The organism is Streptomyces brasiliensis, from assembly GCF_014647875.1.
GTDB classification, from domain to species: Bacteria; Actinomycetota; Actinomycetes; order Streptomycetales; family Streptomycetaceae; genus Streptomyces; species Streptomyces brasiliensis.
Genome location: NZ_BMQA01000023.1, coordinates 105278 through 121452, shown reverse-complemented (window position 1 = coordinate 121452; position 16175 = coordinate 105278). Strand labels below are relative to the sequence as shown.

Annotated in this window: 18 protein-coding genes; 5 read left to right on the top strand and 13 right to left on the bottom strand. The window is 72.4% G+C overall.

Translation table 11 applies throughout. The annotated features are described in order from the left end of the window. Window positions 1-212 precede the first annotated feature (212 nt). Together IEZ19_RS28935 and IEZ19_RS28930 are read right to left on the bottom strand one after the other, a co-directional pair. Complete coding sequence (locus IEZ19_RS28935; RefSeq protein WP_189314259.1) at window positions 213-1043, bottom strand: alpha/beta fold hydrolase; 831 nt, start codon at window positions 1041-1043, stop codon at window positions 213-215. A 133-nt stretch (window positions 1044-1176) separates the two neighbouring features. Continuing rightward, complete coding sequence (locus tag IEZ19_RS28930) at window positions 1177-1332, bottom strand: hypothetical protein (RefSeq protein ID WP_189314258.1); 156 nt, start codon at window positions 1330-1332, stop codon at window positions 1177-1179. A gap of 122 nt (window positions 1333-1454) precedes the next feature. Between IEZ19_RS28930 and sigJ the strand changes: the two genes are divergently transcribed. Both sigJ and IEZ19_RS28920 read left to right on the top strand, forming a co-directional pair. Further along, window positions 1455-2342: an RNA polymerase sigma factor SigJ gene (gene sigJ / locus IEZ19_RS28925; RefSeq protein WP_189314257.1), complete on the top strand. Its 888-nt coding sequence runs from the start codon at window positions 1455-1457 to the stop codon at window positions 2340-2342. Between the two features lie 240 nt (window positions 2343-2582). After that, window positions 2583-3344, top strand: a complete 762-nt coding sequence (locus tag IEZ19_RS28920; protein ID WP_189314256.1) for a GntR family transcriptional regulator — start codon at window positions 2583-2585, stop codon at window positions 3342-3344. A 286-nt stretch (window positions 3345-3630) separates the two neighbouring features. Here the strand turns inward: IEZ19_RS28920 and IEZ19_RS28915 are convergent, their stop codons facing one another. The 3 genes from IEZ19_RS28915 to IEZ19_RS28905 form a co-directional block, all read right to left on the bottom strand. Further along, window positions 3631-4788, bottom strand: a complete 1158-nt coding sequence (locus tag IEZ19_RS28915; protein WP_189314255.1) for an ROK family transcriptional regulator — start codon at window positions 4786-4788, stop codon at window positions 3631-3633. 99 nt (window positions 4789-4887) lie between these two features. Beyond that, on the bottom strand, window positions 4888-5553 hold the full coding sequence (locus IEZ19_RS28910) for a response regulator transcription factor (RefSeq protein WP_189314254.1): 666 nt from the start codon (window positions 5551-5553) through the stop codon (window positions 4888-4890). Between the two features lie 14 nt (window positions 5554-5567). Continuing rightward, entirely contained in the window at window positions 5568-6722 is a 1155-nt protein-coding gene (locus tag IEZ19_RS28905) for a sensor histidine kinase (RefSeq protein ID WP_189314253.1), read from the bottom strand. Window positions 6723-6830: 108 nt separating this feature from the next. Between IEZ19_RS28905 and IEZ19_RS28900 the strand changes: the two genes are divergently transcribed. From IEZ19_RS28900 to IEZ19_RS28890, 3 genes are read left to right on the top strand one after another with little or no spacing between them, the layout of a single operon-like run. Further along, window positions 6831-7751 carry an ATP-binding cassette domain-containing protein gene (locus IEZ19_RS28900; protein ID WP_189314252.1) on the top strand — a complete coding sequence of 307 codons (921 nt, stop codon included), beginning with the start codon at window positions 6831-6833 and terminating at the stop codon, window positions 7749-7751. A gap of 2 nt (window positions 7752-7753) precedes the next feature. Continuing rightward, the gene (locus IEZ19_RS28895) at window positions 7754-8464 is read left to right on the top strand and encodes an ABC-2 transporter permease family protein (protein WP_189314251.1); all 711 of its coding nucleotides are present in this window, start codon (window positions 7754-7756) and stop codon (window positions 8462-8464) included. Window positions 8465-8505: 41 nt separating this feature from the next. Beyond that, entirely contained in the window at window positions 8506-8949 is a 444-nt protein-coding gene (locus IEZ19_RS28890; RefSeq protein WP_189314250.1) for a hypothetical protein, read from the top strand. Here the strand turns inward: IEZ19_RS28890 and mug are convergent. The 8 genes from mug to IEZ19_RS28850 form a co-directional block, all read right to left on the bottom strand. Then, a complete protein-coding gene (mug, locus tag IEZ19_RS28885; RefSeq protein WP_189314265.1) occupies window positions 8927-9499 on the bottom strand; it encodes a G/U mismatch-specific DNA glycosylase in 573 nt (190 codons plus the stop codon). The two genes, IEZ19_RS28890 and mug, sit on opposite strands and share 23 nt — an antisense overlap. Beyond that, the gene (gene purB, locus IEZ19_RS28880; protein ID WP_189314249.1) at window positions 9496-10938 is read right to left on the bottom strand and encodes an adenylosuccinate lyase; all 1443 of its coding nucleotides are present in this window, start codon (window positions 10936-10938) and stop codon (window positions 9496-9498) included. Before purB ends, mug begins: the two co-directional genes overlap by 4 nt. Before the next feature lie 59 nt (window positions 10939-10997). Further along, on the bottom strand, window positions 10998-11363 hold the full coding sequence (locus IEZ19_RS28875; RefSeq protein WP_189314248.1) for a DUF4326 domain-containing protein: 366 nt from the start codon (window positions 11361-11363) through the stop codon (window positions 10998-11000). A gap of 10 nt (window positions 11364-11373) precedes the next feature. After that, a complete protein-coding gene (locus IEZ19_RS28870; protein WP_189314247.1) occupies window positions 11374-12156 on the bottom strand; it encodes an SGNH/GDSL hydrolase family protein in 783 nt (260 codons plus the stop codon). A 101-nt stretch (window positions 12157-12257) separates the two neighbouring features. Next, window positions 12258-13271 (bottom strand): hemolysin family protein, encoded by a 1014-nt coding sequence (locus IEZ19_RS28865; protein WP_189314246.1) that lies wholly within the window; start codon window positions 13269-13271, stop codon window positions 12258-12260. Further along, window positions 13268-14608: a hemolysin family protein gene (locus tag IEZ19_RS28860; RefSeq protein WP_189314245.1), complete on the bottom strand. Its 1341-nt coding sequence runs from the start codon at window positions 14606-14608 to the stop codon at window positions 13268-13270. The genes IEZ19_RS28865 and IEZ19_RS28860 overlap by 4 nt, the downstream gene beginning before the upstream one ends. Before the next feature lie 171 nt (window positions 14609-14779). Continuing rightward, complete coding sequence (locus IEZ19_RS28855; RefSeq protein WP_189314244.1) at window positions 14780-15205, bottom strand: GNAT family N-acetyltransferase; 426 nt, start codon at window positions 15203-15205, stop codon at window positions 14780-14782. 70 nt (window positions 15206-15275) lie between these two features. After that, window positions 15276-16163, bottom strand: a complete 888-nt coding sequence (locus IEZ19_RS28850) for an LLM class F420-dependent oxidoreductase (RefSeq protein WP_189314243.1) — start codon at window positions 16161-16163, stop codon at window positions 15276-15278. Window positions 16164-16175 lie beyond the last annotated feature (12 nt).

Sequence of the window (16175 nt, the reverse complement as noted above, 5' to 3'; positions counted from 1 at the left end):
TACATCGAGAACCAGAAGCGTCCCGGCTGAGGCCAACAGTGCGGACCCGTGCACCCGTGCACCCGTGCGGGTCACCCCTATCTTGAGAAGCGCTTCCTCCCGGGCGTTAACGCCCGGGGTTCCGCGCTAGATCATGCTGAAAGACCGCCGGGCGCGCGCCGCGAGGACGTCGACGCTCTTCTCGGTGTAGCGGGTGTCCGAGTCGGCGACCGTCAGCGACTGCCGTCCAGAATGACGCGGGCGACGAGCGCCGGGTCGTCGTTCATCGGGCAGTGGCCGCAGCCGGGCAGCCGTACCAGCCGGGCCTTGGGGATGATCTGCTTGGCGCGGATCCCCTGACGGCGCACGAGCAGCATGTCGCGGGTGCCCCAGCCCACCGTGACGGGAATCCCCGGGAGGTCGTCGGTGAACCGTACTTCGGTGCCGGCTCGCAGGGTCGCGTCGAACCCGATGGCCCGCGCCAGGGCGAGCGTCTCGGCGACCACGGCATCCGGTGAACGCCGCGCCGGCCGGGCGTAGATGGTGCTCGTCAGGGCGGTGCGACCGGCTGCCGTTCGCGCCAGCCGCTCGACCAGCGGCACCGGCAGCCGCTGGGATATCTGCCGCATGGCGATCAGCACGCCGAACGCGTAGCGCCGTTCGGCCTCGGACCAGAACCCGGCGGGGGAGAGGGCGGTGACGGACCGTGCGAGCCGCTCGCGGCCGAGTTCCAGGGCCAGCAGGCCGCCCAGCGAGTTGCCCGCCACATGTGGGCGGTCCAGTTCCAGCGCCTCGAACAGGGCGCCGAGCACGGTGTTCGTCGTGGGCAGGTCGTAGGCCAGGCCGCCCGGCAGACCCGGTGACGCGCCGAACCCGGGCAGATCCACGGCGATCACGTCCCGCTCGGCCGCGAGGATGTCCACCACCGGGTCCCATGCCTGCCGGTGGTGCCCGATGCCGTGCAGCAGGACCAGCGGCTCTCCGGTGCCCACGCGCGTGTAGGAGACGTTCACGTCGTGCGGGCCGCGCGGGGTGGGGACCTGGAAGGAGACGGTGGCGGACATGGGGGTGCTCCTCGTCTGGGGTCTGACTGGCGGACGGCAGGGACAGCTTGTCAGCAATTGCTACCGACGGGTAGCCCCCGGTCGCCGTTCCTCCTGCGGCTCGTCCCGCCCCGCGCCAGGGGCCGTACGCCCGTCAACGCGCTCTGCGAATCTCCAGGTTGACGTCCGGATGCCCGAACAGTTGGAAGAGGCCGATCCACGGCGACAGCCACATCTCCCCCGCCGGCTCCACCCTCCTGCCGCCCAGCGTGCGGCCGGCCTCGACCACGCCCGTAGCCGCGTACCGCACCCGTGCATCCCGTACCGCTCCGCCGACCGCTGGCGGCCCGCGTGTCATTCTGGTCGGGGCACGAGGCGGGACGGATCGATTCCGCCTGGACAGCCCGGCGCCGCGTCGGTTGGGATGGTGCGGTGACCGCCGAAACCGCCACCGACGTCTTCGAAGAACACCGTCCTGTCCTCATGGGGGTCGCGTACCGGATGCTCGGGCGCGTGGCCGACGCGGAGGACGTCGTCCAGGATGCCTGGCTGCGCTGGTCCGGCACGGACCACACGGAGGTCCGTGAACCGCGCGGCTACCTGGTGCGCATCACCACCCGCCTGGCCATCGACCGGCTGCGCCGCATCCGCACGAGGGCCGAGTCGTACGTCGGCCCCTGGCTCCCGGAGCCCTACCTCACCGATTACGGCGACGCCGTCCCCGACACCGCCGAGCGTGCCGTCCTCGCCGACTCCGTCTCGTTCGCGGTTCTCGTCGTCCTGGAGTCGCTGTCGCCGCTGGAGCGCGCCGTGTTCGTCCTGCGGGAGGCCTTCGGCTACCCCTACGCCGAGATCGCGGCCGTGCTCGACCGTGGGGAGGCGGCCGTGCGTCAGCTCGCCGGGCGGGCCCGCCGGCACGTCGACGAGCGGCGGCCGCGCTACGAGGTCGATCCGGCCCGGCGCCGGGACGTGACCGAGCGGTTCCTCGCCGCCGCGGCCGGGGGCGACCTCGAAGGGCTGATGGCGCTGCTCGCCCCGGACGTCCGGCTGGTGGGCGACAGCGGCGGCAAGGCCAAGGCGCCGCTGCGGATCCTGGAGACCGCGGACAAGGTGGGCCGCTTCGTCATCGGTGCCGTGGGCAAGGACGGGACCGCCGGGATCTCGTTGCGCTTCCTTGAGGTCAACGGCGGCCTCGCGGCACTGGCGATGGCCGGGGACAAGCCCGACAGCGTGATCCAGCTGGACGTCGTCGACGGTCTCGTGCGCGCGGTGTACATCGTGCGCAACCCCGACAAGCTGCGGTCCTTGCCGACCGGCTGATCTCCGGCCGCCCCGAAGCCCCCGTCGTGCGACGGGGGCTTTGCCGTGATGTCACGAAGACGGCTTCGTGAGAACGCCTCATGAACGCTCCGCTGCAGGTGGCACGCGCGTCGCGCAAGGGATCGATGATTGGTCTTGACCAAGGGTGAGGGCCGCCCTATGGTCGCAGATAAGTGCAACAACCTTTAATAAACAAGGGCGCTAAAACGCCGCCGGATCACGGCGATTGCGGAGGACAGGGTGGGGACCACGCAGCTGGAATCGGTGCCGGAACCGAAGTACTGGCATCTCAAGACCGTGCTCAGTGAGGCACTGGACTCCGAGTTCTCGGTCGGCGAGATCCTGCCCAACGAGCGCGACCTCGCCGCCCGCTTCGGGGTGGCCCGCGCCACGCTGCGCCAGGCCCTCGAACAGCTCGAGCTGGAAGGCCGGCTCCAGCGTCGGCGCGGTGTCGGCACGACCGTCGCGCCCCCGCGTGTGGGTGTGGCCGTCGGTACCGAGCAGCACGCCTGGCCGGGTGCCGCTGGTGATGCCTGGCAGCCCCTTGACTGCACCGAGTCCGTGCCGCCGTCCGCTGTCGCAGCGGCCCTGGAGACCGGCGCCGACGAGTCAGTGCACACCGTGCGCCGCTCCCGGGTGTCCCACGGACAGCCGGTCGCCGCCGAGCTGCTCTACGTCCCGGCGTCCTCGGTGCCCGATCTGTCGGGGATCGACGCCCCGTCCGGGCCCGCACGCGCGCGTGCCGTGCTGCGCGAGCTGCAGCGTCTGGAGCTGGAGGGCGAGGACCGCGCCGTGGAGCTGGGCTCGGCCAGCGCGGGCGACGCCAAGGAACTCGACCGGCTCCCCGGGGCCCCGGTCCTCGTCGTCACCACCCGCTTCTTCGCCGAGGGACGCACCGCGGCCCTCTCCGTGGCCACGTACCGCGCAGACACGTGCCGCCTGACCTTCGCCGACTCGGGAGGCGTCGAGATCCACCACGGCCCGGAGCGGCAGGCTTCGTAGGAGGACCGCGCGGCAGCGCTCCTGGAGCAGCCGCCACAGCGTTCGCGCCCCGGAACCACCGGGGCGTGCCGCGTTCACCGGCCGCCCTGGGGGCTGCCCGAGCTCGGCGTCAGCGGTGTGCGGCGTGCGCGGTGTGCGAGGCGTCAGCCGTGCCTGGCTTCAGCGCTGTGCGGCGTCAGCTTTGTACGGCGCCCGCCGTGCCCGGTGTCAGTAGCACCCGGCGTCATCGGCGCCCGGTGTCAGCAGAGCGCGGCGGCAGGGCCCGGCGTCAGCGGCGCGCCCCGTGTCAGCGACGTGCCGTCACCGTGCCCTCCACCGCGAAGAGCTGTTCCTCCACGTGGTCGAGGGCGAGCCGCAGGGCTCCCGTGGCGACGGCGGCCTCGCCGAGCAGGGACAGCGTGACCTTCGGCGGGCGCAGACAGTACCGGGCGAGCTCCCGGCGCAGCGGCTCCAGGACCCCGTCCAGACCGGCCGCCCAGCCGCCGATCACGACCAGCTCCGGGTCGAGGGCCAGGGCGAGCGCGGCCACGTCGTGGACCAGCCGGTGGATGAAACGCTCGACCGCCGCGCGGGCCCGCTGGTCGCCCTCCCGCGCCAGCGCGAACACCTGGGCGACCGCCTGCTCGTCCAGCGGGTGCAGGGGCTCGTCCGTCGTGGACAGGAGCGTCTCCGGGGTGACCTCCCGGCCCAGCAGATGCAGCGCCCCGATCTCCCCGGCGGCCCCGCCGTACCCGCGGTGCAGCCGCCCGCCGATCAACGAACCGGCGCCGGGACTGAGCCCGGCAAGCACGAACACCACATCGTCCGAGTCGGTCGCGGAGCCCTTCCAGTGCTCGGCCACCGCCGCCGCGTTGGCGTCGTTCTCCACCAGCACCGGGCACTTGAAGGACCGGCTGAGCCGTTCGCCGAGCCGCAGCCCCGTCCACTGGGGCAGCGCGGTACCCAGCCGCACCGTGCCGTCGGCCTCGACGATCCCCGGCGTGCCGACCCCCACCGCCCGCAGCGAGCCGCGCGCCACGCCCGTCCGCCGCAGCAGCTCGGCGACCGCCCCGCGCAGCCGCTCCAGGCGCTCGTCGGCATCGGCCGTCTCGTCGACCTCCTTCGCCTGGGCGCCCAGCACCTTGCCGTCCAGATCGGACAGGAGCGCGGCGACCCGGTGCGCGCCTATCTCCAGGCCCAGCAGATGTCCGGCCTCGGCCCGGAACCGGAACCGCCGCGCGGGCCGCCCCTGACGGCGTGCGGTGCCCTCCTCGGCCGCTTTCTCCACGACGAGCCCGGCTTCGATGAGCCCCTCGACGACCCCCTCGACGGTCGGCCGGGACAACCCGGTGACGCGGGTGATCTCCGTGAGTGTTGCGCAGTCCGTGGCACGCAGCGCGTGCAGCACCACCGCGGAATTGATCCTTCGCAGCAGCGAGGGATCGCCGCCGGTCAGCCCCGCCAACGTCCGTCCTCCCAGCTCGTGCGCGTGTGGGGCGGATCGTACTCGGCACGGCGGACCCCGGCGAGTGCCGGGCGAACCGTATCCGTTCGACGCACCGGATCAGCCCGGGGCCACGAACCCCGACTCGTACGCCGCGATCACCGCCTGCGTGCGGTCGCGCGCCCCCAGCTTCGCCAGTACGGCGCTCACATGGGACTTGACCGTCTCCGTGCCGACCACCAGCCGGGCGGCGATCTCCGCGTTCGACAGCCCACGGGCCATCAGCCGCAGTACCTCCGACTCCCGCTCCGTCAGCCGGGCCCGCTCCAGCACGGCGCGCGCGGCCCGGTTGCCGCCGGCCTCCGTGCCGTACCGGGCGGCCAGTTGCCGCACCGAGGCCGGGAACAGCAGGGACTCGCCCTCGGCGACCAGCCGTACGGCGTGCACGATCTCGGCGGGCCGCGCCCGCTTCAGCAGGAACCCGTCGGCACCCGCCCGCAGGGCCTCGTACACGTACTCGTCGTTCTCGAACGTGGTCACCACCAGGATCTTCGGCGGATCGTCCACGGTGCGCAGCACTGCGCGCGTGGCCTCGATGCCGTCCAGGAGCGGCATCCGTACGTCCATCGCGACCACGTCGGGCCGCAGTTGGCGCACCAGCGGGATCACCGCGGCACCGTCGGACGCCTCGCCCACGACCTCGATGTCGGACTGCGCTTCGAGCACGGCCCGCAGACCCGCGCGCACCAGAGGTTCGTCGTCGACGAGCAGGACGGTGACCGGCATCCGGCCAGCCTAGATCAACCGAGCGGCAGCTCGACGCGCACCAGCCAGTCACCCTCGTCCGGCCCGGTGTGCGCGCGGCCCCCGAGCAGGGCCGCGCGCTCGCGGATGCCGCGCAGCCCGCTGCCCCGGCCGGGCCCCGGCACCGGTGCGGCGAGCGGATTGCGCACCTCCAGGCCGAGCTTCCCGTTCTCGACCCCGACCAGGACCCGCACCGGCACGGGTCCCGCATGCCGCACCACATTGGTGAGCGCTTCCTGGAGGATGCGGTAGCCCTCACGGGAGACCGGCCCCGGCACCGTTTCCACCGGCCCGCTGACCTCCGCCTCGAGCTTGGCTCCGGAGGCACGCGCCGACTCCAGGAGCCGGTCGGCATCCGCCAGCGTGGGTCTGCCGCTCACCGGCCGCTCCGACTCGCGCAGCACGCCCAGCACCCGCTCCAGATCCTCCAGCGCCGCCCGGCCGGTCTCCTCTATGGCGCTCAGGGCACGGTCGGTGAAGTCCGGGTCGCCGGCCGCCCGCGCCGCGCCCGCCTGCACCACCGCCACCGTCAGCGCGTGACCGATGGAGTCGTGCAGCTCACGGGCTATCCGGGTGCGCTCCAGGAGCTGTTCGGTGCGCTCCTCCAGGGCGGCGACGCGCTCGGCGGCGGACGGTCCCAGCAGGCGCCGCGCCGCCGCGGTCACCAGCTCGCCCAGGCCGACGATCACTCCGTAGAGCAGGAGGAGGGGGAGCGGCACCAGGAACGCATGGGCCCAGTGCGGCTCCAGGCCGCGCACGATCGGGTCGTCCAGGGTCCGGTGCCCCGCGGCGGATCTGGCGAGGTCGTACGCCAGGAGCGGCCCCCACACCGTCGCGAACGTCGCCGGTACCGTCAGCAGCATCCGCGTCTCCAGCCACAGCACCGTCCGCAGCCGGTCCCGCCAAGTCGCCGACGGGGTCACGGAGATGCCGGAGTCCTCCTGGCCGGGAGTGAGCAGGAGCCGCGCCTGCACGCCCTCGCCCATCCGCACGGCGGGGATCAGCCCCAGCGGAATGAGTACGAGCGCCGGTATCCACGGGGTCGACATGTCGATGAAGAGCCACACGCTGACGATCAGCATGGGCACCCACAGGTGCAGCAGACGCGTGTACGTCGTCCCCCGCAGCAGCGGGCGCAGGAACCGGACCATTCCGCCATGGTGACAGCCGTCACCGACAACGAGCCTCCCCCGGCCGGGGGAGACGATCTCCACCGGCGGGGGAGGACCCAACACCCCCGCGGACGCGAGGGTGTTGCCATGACCAGCATCGACGTCCGGGACCTCACCAAGGTCTACGGCTCCCGGCGGGCCGTGGACCACCTCACCTTCACCGTCGAGCCCGGCCGTGTCACCGGTTTCCTCGGTCCCAACGGCGCCGGGAAGTCCACCACCATGCGGCTCGCCCTGGGCCTCGACCGCCCGACCTCCGGGACCGCCACGATCGGTGGCCGCCCGTACACCGAACTCCGCGAGCCCCTGCACCACGTCGGCGCCCTTCTCGAGGCGCAGGCCGCGCACGGCTCCCGTACCGGCCGCGACCACCTCCGCGCCCTCGCGGTGAGCAACCGCATCCCGCTGAGCCGGGTCGACACGGTCCTGGAGGAGACGGGGCTCGCGTCCGTCGCACGGAGGCGAGTGAAGACGTACTCCCTGGGCATGCGCCAGCGCCTCGGAATGGCCGCAGCCCTGCTCGGCGACCCCGGGGTGGTCCTGCTCGACGAGCCCGCCAACGGCCTCGACCCCGAAGGCATCGTCTGGATACGCCAGTTGCTGCGCCGCCTGGCCGGCGAGGGCCGCACGGTCCTGGTCTCCAGCCACCTCATGAACGAGACCGCGGCCTTCGCCGACCACCTCGTCGTCCTCGGCCGCGGCCGGCTGCTCGCCGACACGCCGGTCCAGGACTTCATCCACGCACGCGTGCAGCCCGGTGTCCGCGTCCGCACGACCGACGGCACGGGACTCGGCGCGCTGCTCTCCCGCCACGGCTACGAGGCCGCGCAGGACGGGAACGGCGCATGGACGGTGCGTCACGCACGCGTGGACGACATCGGCCGCCTCATGTCCGAGGCGGACGTGCCCGTACTCGAACTCACCGCACAGGAGGCCACGTTGGAGCAGGCATACCTCGATCTCACGTCGGCCGAGGCCGAGTTCACCGCACAGCCCCAGGAGGCCTGACCATGTCGTTCCAGCCCGTCCTCCACGCCGAGTGGATCAAGATCCGTACGCTGCGCTCGCTCGTCGGCAGCCTGTGTGCGGTACTGCTCGCCACGGCCGCGTTCTCGGCGCTGGCCTCGGCAGACGCCGACGACTCCGACCCGCTGTTCTCGGCGTTCTTCGGCGTGAACTTCGGGCAGATCGCGGCGATCGCGTTCGGCGCGACGGCCGTCTCGTCCGAGTTCCAGGGCGGCGCGCTGCGGCTGACGTTCGCCGCCGTACCCGACCGCGGGCGCTGGTTCGCGGCGAAGGCCACGGCGATAGCGCTGCCCGCGCTGGCCGTCGGACTGGTGACCGGGGGAGTGACCGCGGTGGTGGGCGGCGCGACGCTCGGGTCGGCCGGACCCACGGGCACCGAGGCGCTGCGCGCGGCGGTGGGCTGCGGCGTCTACCTCGCGCTGATGGCCCTGTTCGCGGCGGGACTCGCGGCCGTGCTGCGCAGCGGCGTGGCGACGCTGAGCATCCTGATCCCGTTCCTGCTGATCGTGTCCTTCGTGGTCGGCGACATGTCCGGCAACGTGGCCGACTTCCTGCCCGACCGGGCAGGCCAAGTGGCGCTCCACAGCGACTGGGACGGCACGCTGGGCCCGTGGACCGGCCTGGCCGTCACCGCGGTGTGGACGGCGGCGGCGCTGGTGGCGGGGGCGTGGAGCCTGCGCCGGCGGGACGCCTGACACCCAGCCAATTGTCAGCGCCGCACGCTTTACTGGATCACATGGACATCGCGAAGGCCCTCACCCGGATCGACGTGCTGCGCGCACGTCAGTTCCCGGTGGCGCACACCAGGACGGACCAGGGTGAGAGCGGGCCCGGCTATCACATAGCCGAATTAGAGACGAGTGACGAATTCTGGGAGGACGACGGCACGGCGCACGAGGAGACGGAGGAGCAGTACGAGGCGGACCGCGACGGCCTCGGTGAACGGCTCGCCGAACGCTGGGGGCCGTCGCAGCACATCAGCCTCTACAGCACGTCCCACCGGGCGATGAACGGCGAGGACGTCGAGGAGCCATGGGCACGCCTCAGCGGCCACGTGCCGGACCTCCACCTGTGGCAGGACCCCGAGTCCGGCCGGTGGATCGCCCTCGGTGTGTCCCACTGGGACGAGGAGCTGGCGTTCCAACTCCTCGCGGTGGTCACGGAGACAGACCCGCCGTGACCTCCTCGCCGTCGGCAGCCGCCCGCAGCCGTGCGAACTCCTCCGCCATCGTCGCCGCCGTCCAGTGCGCGTTCAGCCCGCTGGGGTTGGGCAGCACCCACACCCGCGTCTCCCCGATCACCCGCTCCTGCGGCCCGACCCCCGCCGTGCGGTCGCCGAACGCCGCCCGGTAGGCCGTCACCCCGACCACGGCCAGCCACCTCGGCCGCAGGCGCGTCACCTTGGCCGAAAGCAGCTGGCCGCCCTCGACGTACTCCGCCGCGGACAACTCGTCGGCCCTCGCGGTCGCCCGCCCCACCACGTTCGTGATGCCGAGCCCGTACGACAGCAACTCGCCCTGCTCCGCGGGCTTCAGGAGCCGGGGCGTGAACCCGGACAGATGCAGCACCGGCCAGAAGCGGTTGCCGGGGCGGGCGAAGTGATGGCCCGTCGCCGCTGTCATCAGGCCGGGATTGATGCCGCAGAACAGAACACGGAGGCCGTCCGCGACCACGTCCGGGACGAGACGGTCGCGGGCGGCCTCCAGGTCCGCCTTGGTGAAGCGGGTCAGAGGATCGCCCCCGGGGTGTAGCCCGCGGCCGCCGGGTGCTGCTTGACGAGCTCCTCGATCCGGGCGACGACGACGGCGACCTGGTCGGCGGCGGCGCCGGTGAAGGACAGCTTGTCGGCCATCAGCTCGGCGAGCTGCGCACGGTCGAGCGGCAGGCGCTCGTCAGCGGCGAGCTTGTCGAGCAGGTCGTTGCGCTCGGCGCCCCGCTCGCGCATCGCGAGCGCGGTGGCGACGGCGTTCTCCTTGATCGCCTCGTGCGCGACCTCGCGGCCGACACCGGCCCGCACCGCGGCCATCAGCACCTTGGTCGTGGCGAGGAACGGCAGATAGCGGTCCAGTTCGCGCGTGATGACGGCGGGGAAGGCGCCGAACTCGTCGAGGACGGTCAGGAAGGTCTCCAGCAGACCGTCCAGCGCGAAGAAGGCGTCGGGGAGGGCCACCCGGCGCACCACCGAGCAGGAGACGTCGCCCTCGTTCCACTGGTCGCCCGCCAGCTCGCCGGTCATCGAGGCGTAGCCGCGCAGGATCACCATCAGGCCGTTGACGCGCTCGCAGGAGCGGGTGTTCATCTTGTGCGGCATCGCCGAGGAGCCGACCTGGCCGGGCTTGAAGCCCTCGGTGACCAGCTCGTGCCCGGCCATCAGCCGGATCGTCTTGGCCAGCGAGGACGGCGCCGCCGCCAGCTGCACCAGCGCGGTCACCACCTCGTAGTCCAGCGAGCGCGGGTAGACCTGGCCGACCGACGTGAACGCCTGCGAGAAGCCGAGGTGTCCGGCGATGCGGTTCTCCAGCTCGGCGAGCTTCGCCGCGTCGCCACCGAGCAGGTCGAGCATGTCCTGGGCCGTGCCGACCGGGCCCTTGATGCCGCGCAGCGGGTAGCGGCCGAGCAGCTCCTCGAGACGGCCGTACGCGACGAGCAGTTCGTCGGTGGCGGTCGCGAAGCGCTTGCCGAGGGTGGTGGCCTGCGCGGCGACATTGTGGGAGCGGCCGGCCATGACCAGCTCGCCGTACTCGCCGGCCAGCCTGCCGAGGCGGGCCAGGACGGCCACGGTACGGTCGCGCATGAGCTCCAGCGAGAGCCGGATCTGCAGCTGCTCTACGTTCTCCGTGAGGTCGCGGGACGTCATGCCCTTGTGGACCTGCTCGTGCCCGGCGAGGGCGTTGAACTCCTCGATCCGCGCCTTCACGTCGTGCCGGGTGACCTTCTCGCGCTCGGCGATGGAGGTCAGGTCGACCTGGTCGAGGACACGCTCGTAGTCGGCGATCGCCGCGTCCGGCACCTCGATCCCGAGGTCCTTCTGGGCCCGCAGCACGGCGAGCCAGAGCTGCCGCTCCAGCTTCACCTTCTGCTCGGGCGACCAGAGCGTGGCGAGCTCGGTGGAGGCGTAGCGTCCGGCGAGGACGTTCGGGATGCGGGGCTTGGCGGGAGCAGAAGTCACGTAGACGGATTCTACTGGCGATTCGTGCAGGCCAGCGCCATGGGCCCGTTCGGCGGAACCTACGAGACGCGGGTCACGCCGTCCTCCTCGGCCGTGTCCGCCAGCTCCGCCAGCACGTCCGCGTGGCACGGCTCGGGCGCGCACCAGCAGGCCAGCGTCCTGCCGCGCAGCTCCGGGATCAGCTCGAGCAGCTCGGGCCGCTCCAGCAGATACGCCCGGTACATCGCCATGACCTCGGCCCGGGTGCCGTCCCGCTTCTTCTTCGGGGTGTCGTACGCGAAGGGGTTGTAGAGGGGGTGCCGGGGGAGGTCCCAGCCGCCCATCGTCCAGCGCCGGCCGACGTACACGACGTCCGGCGGGGCGTCCTCGAGCCGGGGGCCGAAGTCGTGGATCCGGCCCCTGACGTTGATCACCCGGGTGGCCATGACAGGGAGGCTACGCCGCCGGGCCCTCGTAGGGCAGCAGCTCGGGGCGCTTGGGAGGGCGGCCGTCCCCGGACGAACGGCCGGTCAGCCGGCGCCCTATCCAGGGCAGCAGGTGCTCCTTGGCGAACCGCGCGTCCGCCACCCGCCGCGTCACCCACCCGGGCGGCACGGTGGCCGGCATCGGCGTGCGCCACTCCGCGTCCTCGGGCTCGTACCCGAGCGTCTGCCAGACCGCCTCGGCGACCCGGCGGTGCCCCTCGGCCGTCAGATGCAGCCGGTCCACGTCCCACAGCCGCGGATCGCCCAGCGAGGGGGCGCCGTACAGGTCCACCACCCGCGCGCCGTGCCGCTCCGCCAGCTCGTCGACGCAGGCGAACAGCTCCTCCATGCGCGGCCGGAACCGCTCCAGGACCGGGCCCTGCCGGCCGGGGCTGCGCATCAGCACCAGCTGCTTGCAGGACGGGGCAAGGCGCTCCACCGCCTCCGTCAGCAGTCCCTTCACCCGTCCCATGTCGCACTTGGGCCGCAGTGCGTCGTTCAGCCCGCCCACCAGCGTGATCACGTCGGGACTCATGGCGGCCGCCACGTCGACCTGCTCGTCGACGATCTGCCCGATGAGCTTGCCGCGCACGGCGAGATTGGCGTACCGGAACCCGGGGGTGCGGGCGGCCATCCGTGCCGCGAGGAGATCGGCCCAGCCGCGGTAGGTGCCGTCGGGCAGCAGGTCCGACATGCCTTCGGTGAAGGAGTCGCCGACCGCGACCAGGCTGCTGTGAGTGGGATTCGTCTGCATGGCGACAGAGATGGTATCCCGCACGCATACCCGCCGGTCGGTCGGCCTCCACACCCGCGACGGCCCTTCGGCGCGCGGCCCGAACAGCTCCCGTCGTCCCGTCAGACGCGCTGTCCGAACAGCTCCCGCAGGACGTCCTCCATCGTCACGAGCCCCGCCAGTCGGCCGTCGTCACCGAGGACGGCCGCCACGTGGGTGCGGCTGCCGCGCATAGCGGTGAGGACGTCGTCCAGGGGTGTGTTCTCCCGCACGCGCGCGATGGGCCGTATGTCCCGCAACCGGAACGGCATGTCCCGGGGCGAGGCGTCCAGCGCGTCCTTGACGTGCAGATAGCCGACGATCCGGCGGCCTTCGTCGACCACGGGGAAGCGGGAGAACCCCGACTCCGCCGACAGCTGCTCCAACTGCTCCGGAGTGATGCCCACGCGCGCGTACTCGACACGTTCCAGCGGGACCACCACGTCCCGCACCGGGCGGCGGCCCAGCTCCAGGGCGTCGTGCAGTCGCTCCAGGGCGCGGTCGTCGATCAGCCCCGCGTCACCGGCGTCCTTCACGATCTGCGCCAGCTCCGCGTCCGAGAACGTCGCCGTGACCTCGCCCTTCACCTCGACCCTGAGCAGCTTGAGCAGGCCGTTCGCGAAGGCGTTGACCGTGAAGATCACCGGGCGCAGCGCCCGGGACAGCGCCACCAGCGGCGGACCCAGCAGCAGCGCGCTGCGCACCGGCTCGGCGAGCGCGATGTTCTTCGGCACCATCTCGCCGAGCAGCATGTGCAGATACGTCGCCAGGCTCAGCGCGATCACGAACGACACGACGTGCCCGGCACTAGTGGGCACGCCCAGCGCGTGGAACACCGGCTCCAGCAGGTGCGCGATCGCCGGTTCCGCGACCACACCCAGCACCAGCGTGCACAGCGTGATGCCGAGCTGGGCGGCGGCCAGCAGCGCGGACACGTGCTTCAGCCCCCACAGCACACTCTTCGCGCGCCGGTCGCCGTCCTCGGCATGCGGCTCGATCTGGGAGCGGCGCACCGAGATCAGGGCGAACTCGGCGCCGACGAAGAAGGCGTTCGCGACCAGCGTCGCCAGGCCGATCAGCAGCTGTACGGCGGTCACTTCGCGCCCTCCTCGTGGCCGGCGGCCTCGGTGTCGAGGGGCGCGTGCAGCAGCACCCGCGCCGCCCGGCGCCCGGACGCGTCCACCACGTCGAGCCGCCAGCCGGCGACCTCGACGGCGTCCCCGACGGCGGGGATCCGGCCCAGCTCGGTCGCGACGAGGCCGGCCAGCGTCTCGTACGGCCCCTCGGGGACCCTGAGGCCCACGCGCGCGAGCTGGTCCGTGCGGGCGGCGCCGTCCGCCGAGTAGAGCGCACGGCCCTCCTCGTCGGCGCCGGCCGGGGCCAGGTCGGGCGTCTCGTGCGGGTCGTGCTCGTCCCGCACCTCGCCGACGACCTCCTCGACGATGTCCTCCAGGGTCGCCACACCCGCCGTACCGCCGTACTCGTCGATGACGACCGCCATCGTGCGCTTGCCGCCGAGCCGGTCCAGGAGCCGGTCGACGGTCAGTGACTCGGGCACCATCAGCGGCTCGCGCATCACCTGCGCGACGCTGGTGCGGGGCCGGTCCTCGGCCTGCACGGCCAGGACGTCCTTGATGTGGGCGATCCCGACGACCAAGTCGAGGCTGCCGCGGTAGACCGGGAACCGGGACAGCCCGGTCGCCCGGGTCGCGTTGGCCACGTCCTCGCACGTCGCCTGCGCGTCCAGGGCGACGACCTGCACGCGCGGGGTCATGACGTTCTCCGCCATCAGATCGGCGAGGTTCAGCGTCCGCACGAACAGCTCGGCGGTGTCCTCCTCCAGTGCGCCCTCCCTGGCGGAGTGCCGGGCCAGCGCCGCCAGCTCCTGCGGACTGCGCGCGGAGGCCAGTTCCTCGGCGGGCTCCACACCGAACCGGCGCACCACACGGTTCGCCGTGTTGTTCAGATGCGTGATGAACGGCCGGAAGGCCGCGCTGAACAAGCGCTGCGCGCTGCCCACCCGCTTGGCCATGGCAAGGGGAGAGGAGATCGCCCAGTTCTTGGGTACCAGCTCGCCGACGACCATCAGGAACACCGTGGACAGGGCCGTACCGATGACCAGCGCGATCGAACGCGCCACCGACGACGAGACCCCGAGCGACTCCAGCGGCCCCGCGATCAACTTGGCGATGGACGGCTCGGAGAGCATGCCGACGACCAGGTTGGTCACGGTGATGCCGAGCTGCGCCCCGGACAACTGGAACGTCAGGTTCCGTACGGCCTTGAGGGCGCCCGCCGCCCCGCGCTCGCCGCGTTCGGCGGCCCGCTCCAGTGCGCCGCGCTCCACCGTGGTCAGCGAGAACTCGGCGGCCACGAAGGCACCGCACGTGACGGAGAGCAGCACCGCCACGAACAGGAGGAGCACTTCGGTCATCGGGTCACCTCCGTCCCATGGTCGGACAGGGCAGACGGGAACGCGCGATCTCGCGTACTGGGAGGCTCGCCCATGGGCGGACGCTCACACCTTTCACGGAAGGACGGGGGAGGACCCGAGGGACCGAAGGGGAATCGAACGCCTCCAATGGTAAAGGACGAGCAAAGCGGTTCAGTCGGTGAGCGGCTTCACCCAGCGCCGCCAGTGCTCCTCGGCCGCGTACCCGGCGGCCCGCCACGCATGCTGCGCGGTCTCGTTGCGGACCAGCACCATGGCGTCGCCGCGCCGCCCGCCGAGCCGTACGAAACGCTTCTCGGCGGCGGCCAGCAGCGCGGAGCCGATGCCCTGGCGCCGCCGCCCGGGATGCACCGCGAGCCGGTACAGATGGCAGCGCCAGCCGTCGAAGCCGGCGATCACGGTGCCGGCCAGCTCTCCGTCCAGTTCCGCCAGGATGAGCGCCTCGGGGTCGCGCGCGACGAGTCGCTCCACGCCGTCCCGGTCGTCGCTGATGCTGGTGCCCTCGGCGGCGGTCTTCCAGAAATCAAGCACGGTGTCGAGATCCTCGGGCCCGGCGGCCCGTATGCGCAGTTCGGTCATGGGAGCGAGCACATCACGCACCGTCCGGGACGGCCCGGAATTCCGCCATACGGACGGGCGCCCCTTCCGGCTACTCGTCCCGCAGCCGAGCCAGCACCGGCGCGAACTCCTCCATGTACGGCTCCAGCACGGTCAGATACGAGAACCCGTACCGCTCGCGCTGCGCCCGCAACCGGCCGACGATCTCGTCCAGGGTGCCCACCAGGACGACGGGCAGGGCCAGCGCGTCCTCGAGGGTGAGGTGCGGCTGACGCTCCAACAACGGCTCGAGGACGGTCGCGGGGTCGTCGGTGACCGCGACGAGCTGGAGGAGCAGGTTCAGTTCGGCCGGGTCGGGACGATCGGCGGCCAGGTCCCGGTAGCGGGCCACGCGCTCGTCGAGTTCCGCGGCCGAGATCGGCTCCAGCTTGCCCGTCGTGCTCCCCGGCACCGACCGCGCCCCCGTGAAGGCCGCGATGTCGGCGTGCTCGGCGGTCAGGCGCAGCATCCGGTCGCCGTTTCCGCCGATCAGCAGCGGCACCCGGGACTGTGCAGGGGGCGGCCGGTGCTCCTCCGACCCCAGCAGCCGCTCCAGTTCGACCACCGTGCGCCGCAGATGGTCCACGCGCTCGCGCGGCGAGCCGTAGGGCAGACCGGCCGTGTCGTGCTCGGCCTGTACGTACCCCGTGCCCAGCCCGAGTTCGAGGCGGCCCCCGGTCAGCGCGTCAGTCGTGGCCACCTCACGGGCCAGCAGGGCCGGGTTCCAGAACCCGGCATTGAGCACGAACGTGCCGAGACGCGGACGCTCCGTCGCCTCGGCGGCCGCGACCAGGGCCGGGAACGGCGCCGGCATGCCGAGGTGGTCGGGCACCAGGATCACGTCGTACCCGAGTTCCTCGGCGCGCCGGCACGTGGCCCGCCATTCCGCCGCGGGTGCGGGAGTGAGCAGGCTGACTCCGAAGCGGAACGGACGCGGCATGAACTCTCCTCG